10 protein-coding genes are annotated in these 12,720 nt (G+C 32.9%); 2 read left to right on the forward strand and 8 right to left on the reverse strand.

Going from position 1 to position 12,720, the window contains the following annotated elements:
• Positions 1 to 38: 38 nt before the first annotated feature.
• Positions 39 to 398, forward strand: coding sequence for an arsenate reductase family protein (locus G8C43_RS08565; protein WP_166005459.1), 360 nt, complete (start codon positions 39 to 41; stop codon positions 396 to 398).
• A gap of 99 nt (positions 399 to 497) precedes the next feature.
• Positions 498 to 1,166 carry a GIN domain-containing protein gene (locus G8C43_RS08570; protein WP_166005461.1) on the forward strand — a complete coding sequence of 223 codons (669 nt, stop codon included), beginning with the start codon at positions 498 to 500 and terminating at the stop codon, positions 1,164 to 1,166.
• A 180-nt stretch (positions 1,167 to 1,346) separates the two neighbouring features.
• On the opposite strand, the gene trpS is transcribed toward G8C43_RS08570, so the two are convergent.
• The 8 genes from trpS to pheT form a co-directional block, all read right to left on the reverse strand.
• Positions 1,347 to 2,312, reverse strand: a complete 966-nt coding sequence (trpS, locus tag G8C43_RS08575; RefSeq protein ID WP_166005463.1) for a tryptophan--tRNA ligase — start codon at positions 2,310 to 2,312, stop codon at positions 1,347 to 1,349.
• Positions 2,313 to 2,445: 133 nt separating this feature from the next.
• Positions 2,446 to 3,087 carry a lipoprotein signal peptidase gene (locus G8C43_RS08580; RefSeq protein WP_160557437.1) on the reverse strand — a complete coding sequence of 214 codons (642 nt, stop codon included), beginning with the start codon at positions 3,085 to 3,087 and terminating at the stop codon, positions 2,446 to 2,448.
• A gap of 5 nt (positions 3,088 to 3,092) precedes the next feature.
• The gene (locus G8C43_RS08585) at positions 3,093 to 3,470 is read right to left on the reverse strand and encodes a TraR/DksA family transcriptional regulator (protein WP_105297303.1); all 378 of its coding nucleotides are present in this window, start codon (positions 3,468 to 3,470) and stop codon (positions 3,093 to 3,095) included.
• Positions 3,471 to 3,472: 2 nt separating this feature from the next.
• On the reverse strand, positions 3,473 to 6,868 hold the full coding sequence (ileS, locus tag G8C43_RS08590) for an isoleucine--tRNA ligase (RefSeq protein ID WP_166005465.1): 3,396 nt from the start codon (positions 6,866 to 6,868) through the stop codon (positions 3,473 to 3,475).
• A gap of 232 nt (positions 6,869 to 7,100) precedes the next feature.
• A complete protein-coding gene (cls, locus tag G8C43_RS08595; RefSeq protein ID WP_166005467.1) occupies positions 7,101 to 8,600 on the reverse strand; it encodes a cardiolipin synthase in 1,500 nt (499 codons plus the stop codon).
• A 345-nt stretch (positions 8,601 to 8,945) separates the two neighbouring features.
• Entirely contained in the window at positions 8,946 to 9,473 is a 528-nt protein-coding gene (locus G8C43_RS08600; protein WP_166005722.1) for a KdsC family phosphatase, read from the reverse strand.
• Positions 9,463 to 10,239 (reverse strand): Rossmann-like and DUF2520 domain-containing protein, encoded by a 777-nt coding sequence (locus G8C43_RS08605; protein WP_166005469.1) that lies wholly within the window; start codon positions 10,237 to 10,239, stop codon positions 9,463 to 9,465. The genes G8C43_RS08600 and G8C43_RS08605 overlap by 11 nt, the downstream gene beginning before the upstream one ends.
• A gap of 10 nt (positions 10,240 to 10,249) precedes the next feature.
• Positions 10,250 to 12,670 carry a phenylalanine--tRNA ligase subunit beta gene (gene pheT, locus G8C43_RS08610; protein ID WP_166005471.1) on the reverse strand — a complete coding sequence of 807 codons (2,421 nt, stop codon included), beginning with the start codon at positions 12,668 to 12,670 and terminating at the stop codon, positions 10,250 to 10,252.
• Between the last annotated feature and the right edge of the window lie 50 nt (positions 12,671 to 12,720).

Consider the following 12,720-nt stretch of genomic DNA (forward strand, 5'->3'; position numbering starts at 1 on the left):
ATATAATGTAATTTTAGGTCTTAGAATAATTGCAAATTATGAAAATAACAATCTTATGCTATCCCACATGCAGCACATGTAAAAAAGCAATCAAATGGTTGCAAGATAATACCATAGAATTTAAAGAAAGAAATATAGCAAAAGAACGTCCAACGAAAGAAGAATTAAAAGAATGGTTTCAAAAATCAGGATTGCCAATAAATAAATTTTTTAATACGTCAGGCAAACTGTATAAAGAATTAAATCTTAAAGAAAAAGTAAAAACAAGCAGCGAAGACGAACTCTTATCACTTCTATCTACTGACGGAATGTTGGTAAAACGTCCCTTAGTGATAAGTGATTCTCTTATTTTAGTAGGATTTAAAGAAGAAGAATGGAAAAAAGCATTACTAGGCTAAACTAATCATCAATACCACTTATAAGAATATACTTATTGATAATATAGTAATCATAATGAAGTTATGGCTTAATTATTGAATTCTATCTCAAAAAAGTATATGAAGAAATTTTTATTTGTTTTATTTGGGATAATTTTTATACAGATTGTTTCTGCTCAGGCAATCATTAAAAATTTAAGAAGTTTTACCGTTTTGCGTGTTTATGATAAAATTCCTGTGACGTTACTTTCCTCACCGGAAGAAAAAGTAGAGATCAGCGGAGTAAAAAAAGATGACGTAAAAATCGTTAAAAAAGGCGGAGAATTAATTATTAGAATGGATACGTTGAAATTAGAGAACGACGATGAAGTAAACGTAAAGGTATATTATAAAAAGTTAAATAATATACATGCTTACGAAGGATCAACAATAACCGGTCATGATAAATTAGAAGAAAATCTATTAAATATTGGGGCTACTGAAGGTTCGAAGATCACCGTTCTTGTTGGAGTAAACAAAATACATGCCAAGCTAAAATCCGGAGGAGAAATCAAAGTTTCAGGATTGGCAAACCATCAAAATATTAAAATTACATCCGGAGGCACCTACGATGCAAAAGAAGTGGGATCAAACAAAATTGCAGTAGCAGTTACTTCCGGAGGAACAGCATCTGTTTATTCTAATGGATTAGTTGAAACCAAAATAAAAGATGGCGGAGATATTAATGTCTATGGAGGAGCGGAAGTAGTTAAAAAAGATATCGAGGGCGGATATGTGAATATATACTAAATATGGCTTATATAAAAATATTAAATATAGCTATAGATAAAATCTATTATAAAGAATTGCAGGAAAAAAATAATTAAACTAAAATTGTATCCTTTTACACAAGAATTTAAATATTAGTTTAATTAGTTTAGTTTAAATTGTAGCAAAAGATCTTTTTGCTGCAATTTTTTTTGAAAAGTTTTAAAATTGTAAAGACTTTCTAACTCTTTTCAGTGTTTCAGATGCTATGCTTTTTGTCTTTTCAGCACCTTCTTTAAGAATATTCTCAAGTTCCTCAATATGATTCATATAATAATTATATTTTTCTCTGGCTTCACTAAATTCACGTAGAAGAACTTTAAATAATTCATTTTTAGCATGTCCGTATCCGTAACCACCGGCTAAGTAGTTTTCTCTCATAAGTTCCACTTCTTCAGGAGTGGCTACCAATTTAAATATAGAAAACGCATTACAAGTATCCGGATTTTTAGGTTCTTCCAATGGAGTAGAATCGGTTACAATAGACATAATTTGTTTTTTCAACTCTTTTTCAGGAGCAAAAATTTGAATCGTGTTTCCTCTGGATTTACTCATTTTATTTCCATCAGTTCCGGGGACATACATCGTATTTTCTTGAATTTTGGCTTCAGGGACTACCAAAACATCGCCGTGTACGTGGTTAAATTTTTGAGCGACATCTCTAGTCATCTCTAAATGCTGCAATTGATCTTTACCTACCGGAACGATTTGTGCATCGTATAAAAGAATGTCCGCAGCCATAAGCATAGGATAAGTAAAAAGCCCGGAATTTACATCTTCCAAACGATCGGCCTTATCTTTAAATCCATGTGCCAGAGCCAAACGGCTATAGGGGAAATAACAAAGCAAATACCACATAAGTTCTGTTACTTCGGGGATGTCTGATTGTCTGTAAAAATAAGTTTTGGAAATATCCAAACCACATGCGAGCCAGGTTGCCGCTATTTCATACGTATTTTGTTTTAGGACTTCAGCATCTTTAATTTGCGTCATGGAATGCAAATTGGCAATAAAGAAAAAAGATTCATTAGAAGGATCCTTGCTTAACTTAATAGCCGGTGCAATGGCTCCTAATATATTGCCTAAATGTGGAGTACCTGTACTTTGTATGCCTGTTAAAACTCTCATGTGTATATTTTATATGATAAAATGCAAATTTACATTTAAAATATAAAGTGCAAAAACTTATGCATTTTTATTATACCATATAAAGATTAGACCCTGCATAAAAATACAAAATGGAGTACTTTTTTACACAGGACTATTTCATCCATTCTTTAGGAAACATACCGGGTTTGAAGAAATAAACACCTATGAGAAATATCGCTCCGAGAGTGATGGAAGAATCGGCAACATTGAATATATAATTAAAAAATTGAATCCTTTCACCTCCCCATATAGGAAACCATTCAGGCAAGTAAGTGTCTATAAGAGGAAAACGAAACATATCCACGACACATCCCCCAAATAGAGGAGCATATCCTTTAAAATTAAGCTTGGAAATTCCCGAATATCCATACCAATCCTTCACAACCGAGTTATAAGTTGTACCCGAATCGAAAAGGACTCCATAAAAAGTACTGTCAATCAAATTCCCGATTGCACCCGCAAAAATTAATCCTGCCGGAATGATAAAATACCAAGTATTAGCCTTTTTAGACCATTTGTTGATATAATAAGCCATTAAGCCTATTAATACCAAACGCAATAAGCTCAAACCTATTTTACCTATAAATCCTCCAAGTTGCACTCCATAAGCCATACCTGGATTTTCAACATACGTAAGATAAAACCAATCGAAAACTTTTATTTCCTCATGAAGATGAAAATGCGTTTTAATGTAAATTTTTGATACTTGATCTAATAAAAGGATAAAAAATGTTATCCATAAGACTTTCTTCATTCTTACTATTGATTGTTTTTAGCCTCAATGCTTAAGGTAGCATGAGGAACCGCTTTCAATCTTTCTTTACCTATTAATTTTCCTGAAATTCTGCAAATTCCGTATGTTTTGTTCTCAATTCGTATTAAAGCATTTCGCAAATCACGGATAAATTTTTCTTGACGAGCCGCCAAATGGGAATTACTTTCTTTACTCATGGTTTCCGAACCTTCTTCAAAAGCTTTAAAAGTAGGAGAGGTATCATCCGTTCCGTTATTTAAATCATTAACAAACGCTTCTTTCAGCATAGTTAAATCATTTTCCGCTTTTTCAATTTTATCAAGAATAAGTATCTTGAATTCTTCAAGTTCTTCGTCAGAATATCTAAGTCTGTCTTCAGTCATAATTACACTTTTTTTAGTACGATTTTAATTTTAATTTCATTAATGTCTAATTCCGTCCCATCGGTAGTGTTACTTACAAAAGTTAATTTCTGTGTTAATGTTTCAGAACATATATATTCCATATTTTCGTTAACGGATTTTTCAATTTCTTCATTCTCCTGAATTTCTAAAGATATTTTATCGGTAACTTCCAATCCATTCTCTTTTCTGAGATTTTGAATTTTATTTACCAATTCTCGAGCAATTCCTTCAGATTTTAATTCAGGTGTGATAGTGATATCGAGTGCAACGGTTAATTTGCCGTCATTGGCAACCAACCATCCCGTAATATCTTGTGTGCGAATTTCAACATCATCCAAGTTTAGTTCGTAGCCGGACAGAGTTATAGTTCCGTTCTTTTCCAACTCTTCAATTTGAGAAGAAGATAATTGTTGGAGCTGTTGGCTAACGGCTTTAAGGTCTTTACCTAATTTAGGTCCTAACGTTTTAAAATTAGGTTTTACGGCTTTTACAATAATATCAGAAGCTTCTTCAGGGTTCAATAATTGAACTTCTTTTACATTGACCTCTTGTTTTATTATAGGTATTATGGATTCTAAATTTTCCCTGTCATTTTTACTTAAAACAGGAATCATAATTTTTTGCAACGGTTGGCGAACTTTTATATTTTCTTTTTTACGCAAAGAAAATACCATAGTGGTAACTTTTTGCGCTAAATGAGTTCTTTCCAACAATAAATAATCGATTTCATTTTCCTGTTTGATCGGAAAATAAGCTAAATGAACCGATGCATAAGGTTCTTTTCCCGTAACTGCATTTAAATCCTGATACAATCTATCGGAATAGAAAGGTGCTGCCGGAGACATTAATTTAGCAATAGTATCCAAACATTTATAAAGAGTTTGGTAAGCAGAAATCTTATCATTGGAATATTCTCCTTTCCAAAAACGTCTTCTTGATAAGCGCACATACCAATTACTTAAATTATCTATAACAAAAGTATTAATTGCTCGTAAAGCTTTGGTTGGCTCATAATCGGTATAGAAAGAATCCACTTCATCTATCAAAAGATTAAGTTCGGATAGGATCCATTGATCTAATTCGTTTCTTTCTTTAAAAGGTATATCATCCTCTTTATAACTGAATCCATCCACGTTGGCATATAAAGCAAAGAATGAATAGGTATTATATAGAGTTCCGAATATTTTACGGCGTACTTCGTCAATGCCCTCCAAATCAAATTTCAAATTATCCCAAGGTTGAGCATTGGAAATCATATACCATCGAGTAGCATCCGGCCCATACATAGCTAAGGTTTCAAAAGGCTCAACAGCATTTCCTTTACTTTTGGACATTTTATTTCCTTTTTTATCCAAAACCAACCCATTGGAAACAACATTTTTATAAGTTACGCTGTCAAAAATCATGGTTCCGATTGCATGTAAAGTATAGAACCAACCGCGAGTTTGGTCTACTCCTTCAGCAATAAAATCTGCCGGATAGTATTTTCGTTCGTCTATTAATTCCTTATTTTCAAAAGGATAGTGCCATTGAGCGTATGGCATAGCTCCTGAATCAAACCATACATCAATCAAATCACTTTCTCGCTTCATGGGCTTTCCACTCTCTGAAACAAGAACTATTTGATCCACAATATTTTTATGAAGATCTATTTTATTGTAATTTTCCTCGGAAAAATCACCTACAATAAAATCTTCAAAAATATTTTTAGACATAAATCCGGCTTTTACGGATTTTTCCATTTCATCAATCAATTCCTGAATAGAACCAATAATGATTTCTTCTTTAGCATCTTCAGTTCTCCAAATAGGAAGGGGAGTACCCCAATATCTTGATCTGGAAAGATTCCAATCATTAGCATTTTCCAGCCAATTACCGAAACGACCTTCTCCCGTTGATTTAGGTTTCCAATTGATACTTTGATTTAATTCGGTCATTCGATCACGAACTTCCGTAATTTTTATAAACCAAGAATCCAAAGGATAGTAAAGAATAGGTTTGTCTGTTCTCCAACAATGAGGATAGTTGTGATTGTATTTTTCTACTTTAAAAGCCTTATTTTCGGTCTTTAAAAGTATGGCTATTTCAACGTCAGTTGAACGTTCCGGAGCTTCGTTATCGTTATAATATTCAATGCGAACATATTTTCCCGCAAAAGGTTCAGGTAAACTTGAAATAAATTTACCCTGTAAATCCACTAAAGGAACAGGATTTTGATTTTCATCAAGAACCAACATACCGGGTACCCCGTGTTCTTTTGCAACTTTCGCATCGTCTGCACCAAAAGTAGGAGCAGTATGAACAATACCTGTACCGTCTTCAGTAGTCACATGGTCTCCATCTATTACTACAAAAGCTTTATCCGCATCTACATACGGTAATGTCCAAGAAAGGAGTTGTTCGTATTTTATTCCAACTAAATCTTTCCCCTTGTATTCGGCAAGAATTCGATAAGGTATTTTTTTATTTTCAGATGTATACTCTTGAAAATCGACATCAGACTCAGCAGGCACGAATTTACCTGAAAACTGACTTCCTACTAATTCTTTAGCGAGTATAACGTTGATGGGTTCAAAAGTATATTGATTAAATGTTTTTACCAATACATAATCAATAGATCCTCCTACAGTCAACGCCGTATTGGAAGGTAAAGTCCACGGTGTGGTAGTCCAAGCCAAGAAATATACATCGCCCTGAATATCGTTAAATAAAGTAGTGCTTTCCTTAATTGCTTTAAATTGAGCAACAATGGTCGTGTCTGTAATATCTTTATATGCACCGGGTAAACTCAACTCATGACTGGAAAGCCCTGTTCCAGCTTTAGGAGAATAGGGTTGAATGGTATAACCCTTATAAAGTAAATTTTTATCGTAAATTTGTTTCAACAACCACCAAACACTTTCCATATATTTGGGATCGTAAGTAATATAAGGATGATTTAAATCTACCCAATAACCTATTTTTTGAGTTAGTTCGTTCCAAGCACCGGTATATCGCATAACTGCTTCTTTACAAGCCTTGTTGTATTCTTCAACAGTTATTTTTTTACCAATATCTTCTTTGGTAATACCTAATTCCTTTTCAACTCCAAGTTCAACGGGCAAACCGTGGGTATCCCAACCGGCTTTTCTATTGACCTGTTTTCCTTTTAATGTTTGGTATCGGCAGAAAATATCTTTAATGGTACGAGCCATTACATGGTGAATGCCCGGCATTCCGTTAGCTGAAGGAGGTCCTTCAAAAAATACGAATTGGGGATTGCCTTCACGAGATTTTATACTCTCTTGGAAAATATTATTTTTTTTCCAAAATTCTAAAATTTCGTCTGCAAATTTATTTAGATTTAATTCTTTATATTCTTGAAATTTATTGCTCATTTTCTTTTAAAACAAATGCGAAAAAAATTGATTTGCGAATATACGAAAAAAAAGTCTATCTTAAATGGACTTTAATTGTATAGTAAAACTAATTTATTGTATTACAATCAGCGATTTATAACTTTTAAAAAAATCGTATTTTTTAAAAATACAGATCAATTAAATTACCGTATATAGGGATTGTTATACCCTAAAATATTTGTTAACCTTGAAGAATTAACTAATCATTTTTTTATAAAAGGGGTGATATAAGTTTGGCTATGGAATTACCTAAATCTACCCATCGGTTTCGTTTTAACCATTCCTTATAGGAAACTTCCGTACTGTTTTCAATGTCTTCCATAAAAGCATCATAAAGTTCCCGGTTAATGGTTTCGCTGTAAACTAAGGCGCTTATTTCAAAATTTAAATCAAAGCTCCGCATATCCAAATTAGCTGATCCTATAACGGAAAGATTGGTGTCGGAAATTATGGTTTTAGCATGTACAAATCCTTTCGTATACCTGTAAATTCGAACCCCCGAGGCTAATAACTCTTTATAATAGGCGCACGAAGCTGCATTTACAATAATACTGTCCGATTTATACGGAACCAAAATCCGAACGTCCACTCCACTTAAAGCTGCGTATTTTAAAGCATTAACAATAGTTTCATTAGGGATCAAGTAAGGCGTCGTTAAATAAAGCCTCTTTCGGCTGGACATTATAATTCCGTTGTATACAAGCATTATAGTTGCTCGATCGCTATCCGGACCACTGGCAGCAATCTGAAGAAGTTCGGGGTTTTCGTCTTTAGTGGTGATATCTTTAGACGCATGAAAGTAGGCTTTGTCAAAAGGATCGACGTCATTTCCGGAACAAAAATTCCAATCGGTTATGAAATTATATTGAAGTCCGTTCACCGCTTCTCCTTTCACCATAAAATGGGTATCGCGCCAAAATAGTTTGCTGTTCGGGGTATTGATATATCGGTCGTCAACATTAATTCCGCCAATAAAACCAACTTTAGAATCAATGATTATTATTTTACGGTGATTGCGGTAATTCATTCGGTTAGCAAAAGCATAAAGTTTAATTTTGTAAAAAGCAGCGGCTTGTACCCCGCCTTCACGCAGTTCTTTTATCATTCTTTTGTTCAACGAATGGCTTCCAAAATCGTCATAAATAAATCGTACGGTTACGCCTTCTTTGGCTTTTTGTATTAAAATATCTTTAATTTCGTTTCCAATACGGTCATCAGCAAAAATATAATATTCAATATGGATATGTTTAGTTGCTTTCTTTAATTCTTCAATAACCTCTTTAAATTTATTTTCACCATTGATAAGCAACTTGGTATTGTCGGCTACATAAAGGGCAGAAGAAGTATCTTTTAATAACATTCTTATTGAGTGAGTTTTACCCTCCAGTAATTTATTGTATTTGTTGATTCTCTTTTCAGTATGTTCATTTATTTGATTTCTGAGTATCTGATAGAAGTTTCGATCGTGTGTATATTTTCTTTTATACAATTTTTCCAATCGGTAGTTCATTCCAATCGAAAAATATAATATTACCCCTATAATGGGAAGGATAATAACTATAAGTAAATACCCGATTGCTTTGGATGGATTTTCCGTATTTTTGATTATTTTAAAGATGGTATAAATAATAACAAGTATATAAAGAACAGCCCCTAGTATTGAAAGATATTCAAAGTTTAAAGATTTAAACCATGCAATAAATTTATCCATATTTTTGAAACAAAAATTTTCTTATAAATTTAATTAATATAATTATTTAATAATTTTTAACATTTACAATTCAAATTTTGTAGTTTATAGATTGTATGTTTGATAAAAACTAATTTCTTTATAAGAAATCGTATATATTGTGCAAATAATTATATTAAAACAATATAGTTGATGGAGATGGTAGGTGGTGTAAAAATTTTGGAGATAGGATGGAAATTAAATTTGAATAACATGATTGAAAGCGTATGATTTTATCCATTGCTATCAAATAGATTAACAAGATTGGTTATTTTATTTAGGGATCTAAATAAATTTTACATCCTAAAACTTATGTAAATAAGTTGTTTATATAGAAGCGGTAGTATCTTTTGTTTCGAGATAATCCCAATCGCCCTTTACTCTTAAAACTTGTTCGATCACATCTCTCACACAACCTTTTCCGCCTTTAGTAGGTGAAATATAGTCTGCAATAGAAAGAATTTCGGGACAAGCATCTTTGGGAGCTGCTCCAATTCCCACTTGGTTCATCACCTCATAATCGGGCAGGTCGTCTCCCATATATAAAACTTCATGAGGTTTCAACCCGTATTTGTAAAGAAAATCTTCCAAATCATCCCATTTATCTTTAGAATCAAGATAGACGTCGGTTATACCTAAATAGTTGAGTCGGCTCACTACAGAGGCATCCTTTCCTCCGGTAATTACGGCAATTTTATAACCTTTTTTTACGGCAAACTGTAAGGCAAACCCATCTTTAGTATTCATATTTCTTATCATTTCGTTATTAATGAGAATGATGGATCCGTCGGTCATAACTCCATCTACATCAAAAACGAATGCACTAATATGATTGAGCTTTTCTTTATAATTTATCATGGTAAGTTTCTAAAATGGAATTAGTTAGTAGAGAATAGATTTGGTATAAATTCGAATCAGACTCTAAAATAGATAAATGTTTTTGGATAACAACTTGGTCATTTCTTTTTGCCGGTCCTGTTTGAGCGTCATACGGAGAAATGTCATCATTTATTTTTTCAAAAGTTTCCTTTATCAAAGGTTTTAAAATCTCAAAAGGTATATCTTGTTTACGGCAAATTTCATTGGCTATATAAAGTAGGTGATTGGTAAAATTGTTGGCCCATACACCCGACATATGTATTTTCAATCGCTTTTCTGAATCAACAACATAGGCTTCATCAGAAATTCTTTTAGCCAAATTTAAAAGAATAGTTTCATCGTCTTTATTTTCTGCTTCAATAAAAAAAGGAATTTTATCGTATTCCAACGCTCTTTTTTTTGAAAAGGTTTGCAAAGGGTAAAAGACTCCTTTTCTGTATTTACCCTTAAGCGCAGATAAGGGGATCGATCCGGAAGTATGGACAACTAAACAATCTTCAAATGGTACATAATAAGATATTTCGGAAATGGCCTTATCTGAAGTGCAGATAATATAGATGTCTGCCTTAACAATTTCTGAAATTTTATCTGTATAATTAATATTATAATCTTCTGCAAAATTTTGTGCTTTATCCAGGGTTCTGTTGAAAACCTGTACGACATTCACCGTATTTTCAAGTAAGGCTCTGGTTAAATGATAAGCAACATTTCCGGCCCCTAGAATTACAACATTTTTATGCATATTTTCATCATTAATTATTTCTTAATTCGGCATGAAACTGGGTTGAAAAACGATCTAACAATTTTTTCATGACCTTATCAATGTCTTGATCCGTAAGGGTTTTATTTTCATCTTGAAGGAAGAAATTCAATGCGTATGATTTTTTACCTTCAGGTAGATTTTTGCCCTCATAAACATCAAAAAGATTTACGGATTGAAGCAATTTTTTTTCTGTTTCAAAGGCCGCTTTATATAAGTCAAAATATTTTATATCTTTATCCAGTAAAAGGGCTAAATCTCGGGTTGAGCCCGGAAATTTAGGGATTTCAGCTAATTTATAAGGTTTTTTCTTAGAGGCAAGATCCACCCATTTTTCCCATTCCAATTCTGCATAAAATACATTACCTTTTAATCCGAATTCTTTTAAAAGCTTAGGATTGATACTTCCTAATTTACCTAAAGAAGATCCGTTTACAAAAAGTTCGATGCCGTCTTTATACAGAGAAGAAGACTCTAATGGTTTTTCATCAATGGATATGTTAAAACCGGTAAGTAATTGGCTTACAATTCCTTTTAAATGAAAAAAAGTAGAAGTATTTTGAGGAATAATCCAATTATTTTCCTGGAAATTTCCGAATAAAGCTACCGAAAGTTTTTTATTTTCAATATAAGTTCCCGCGGAATTTTTAAAATAAGTTTTTCCGAATTCATAAAACTTAATTTCTTTCTGATTACGATTGCTGTTAAATGATATACTTTGTAATACTCCATATATCAGGGATTGCCTCATTACACACAAATCTGTGCTTAAAGGATTAACCAGCTCCACGTATTGGGTGTTTTCATCTCTACGAGACGTTAACGAATTATTGATGATTTCGTTAAAACCATTATATTTTAATTGGTTAGCAATCGTGTTTTCAAGAAATTCTTCATCAAAGGCATTTTTATTTTCATAAGCAAACGAAAACTTTTCAGGAATATCAATTTGATTGTACCCATAGATTCGTGCAATTTCTTCAATAACATCTATTTCCCTCGTCACATCTACACGATAAGCGGGTACTATAAGATCCAAAACTTCGTTTGTATCGCTGATGATAGTAAACTCTAATGATTTTAAGATTTCTTTGATCTGTTCTCTATGGATTTTCTTTCCTAATATTCGATCGATTTTATGATACCTTAAAATAGTATTTACGTTTTTTATTGGATTGGGATATATATCTATCATTTCTCCAACAACGGTTGCATGGGTTAACTCTTTAAAAAGCTCACAGGCTTTTTTCAAAGCAATCAGGGTATAATTAGGGTCTACACCTCTTTCAAAACGGAAAGAAGAATCGGTATTTAACCCTTCTTTTTTAGAGGTTTTCCTTATAGAAACCGGATCAAAGTAAGCAGCTTCTAAAAAAATATTTTTAGTTTCATTGGAAACTCCGGATTCTAATCCGCCATACACACCGGCCAAGCATAAAGGAGTATCCTGAGCGTCTTTTATAAGTAATTCGGAATCGGATAGATTTCTTTTTACTCCGTCTAATGTAGTAAACGCAGTTCCTTCCGGTACTGTTCCCACTTTTATTTTTTGACCGCCAATTTTATCGGCATCAAATGCATGAAGAGGAAGTCCGTAGGAATGTAATATATAATTAGTTATATCTACTGCATTATTTATAGGAGATAATCCTATGATTCTTAACTGGTTTTGTAACCAATCCGGTGAAGGTTTAATTTCAATATTTTTTAAATATATACCCGAATATCTAGGGCAGAGTTGCTGATTTTCCACTTCAACGCTAATTGGATTCCCTTTGGCTTCATCCAATTTGAAATTTTCGAAAGTGATTGGTTGCAATTCAGCCTTGATTTTTCTGCTTTTAAGCGCCGCATATAAATCACGAGCTACCCCATAATGAGACATAGCATCCGTACGGTTGGGAGTGAGCCCTATTTCAATACAATAATCCTTAGAAACAGGGATCACCTCATTGAGCGGAGTACCCACTTTTAAATTAGTATCAAGTACGAGTATGCCCTCATGGCTTTTACCTAAGCCCAATTCATCTTCGGCACAAATCATTCCGAAAGATTCTTCTCCTCGTATTTTACTTTTCTTAATTTTAAATTCGCTTCCGTCTTCGGAATATAAAGAAGTACCAATAGTGGCTACAGGTACTTTTTGGCCTTTTTCTACATTAGGTGCCCCACAAACAATTTGTACGGTTTGATCCCCTAAGTTCACTTTAGTTAGTTTCAGTTTGTCCGCATTTGGATGCTTTTCACATTCAATGACTTCACCGACAACTACACCTTTTAGACTGCCTTTGACAGATTCAATTTCTTCAACATCTTCCACTTCCAAACCTGTGTCTGTAAGTATGGAGGCTATTTTTTCAACAGATAAATCAGTCTTAATATATTTACATAACCAATTATAAGAAATTTTCATTGATTTTAACTATTTATATTAAAAAAATCTTATGTAAATAATTTATTTAC

Origin of the sequence: Apibacter sp. B2966 (genome assembly GCF_011082485.1) — a bacterium.
Lineage (GTDB): Bacteria > Bacteroidota > Bacteroidia > Flavobacteriales > Weeksellaceae > Apibacter.

Bases quoted from the DNA above. Each gene is read 5' to 3' on its own strand.
- G8C43_RS08565 (WP_166005459.1), top strand. From the start codon at position 39: ATGAAAATAACAATCTTATGCTATCCCACATGCAGCACATGTAAAAAA.
- G8C43_RS08570 (WP_166005461.1), top strand. From the start codon at position 498: ATGAAGAAATTTTTATTTGTTTTATTTGGGATAATTTTTATACAGATT.
- trpS (WP_166005463.1), bottom strand. From the start codon at position 2,312: ATGAGAGTTTTAACAGGCATACAAAGTACAGGTACTCCACATTTAGGC.
- G8C43_RS08580 (WP_160557437.1), bottom strand. From the start codon at position 3,087: ATGAAGAAAGTCTTATGGATAACATTTTTTATCCTTTTATTAGATCAA.
- G8C43_RS08585 (WP_105297303.1), bottom strand. From the start codon at position 3,470: ATGACTGAAGACAGACTTAGATATTCTGACGAAGAACTTGAAGAATTC.
- ileS (WP_166005465.1), bottom strand. From the start codon at position 6,868: ATGAGCAATAAATTTCAAGAATATAAAGAATTAAATCTAAATAAATTT.
- cls (WP_166005467.1), bottom strand. From the start codon at position 8,600: ATGGATAAATTTATTGCATGGTTTAAATCTTTAAACTTTGAATATCTT.
- G8C43_RS08605 (WP_166005469.1), bottom strand. From the start codon at position 10,239: ATGCATAAAAATGTTGTAATTCTAGGGGCCGGAAATGTTGCTTATCAT.
- pheT (WP_166005471.1), bottom strand. From the start codon at position 12,670: ATGAAAATTTCTTATAATTGGTTATGTAAATATATTAAGACTGATTTA.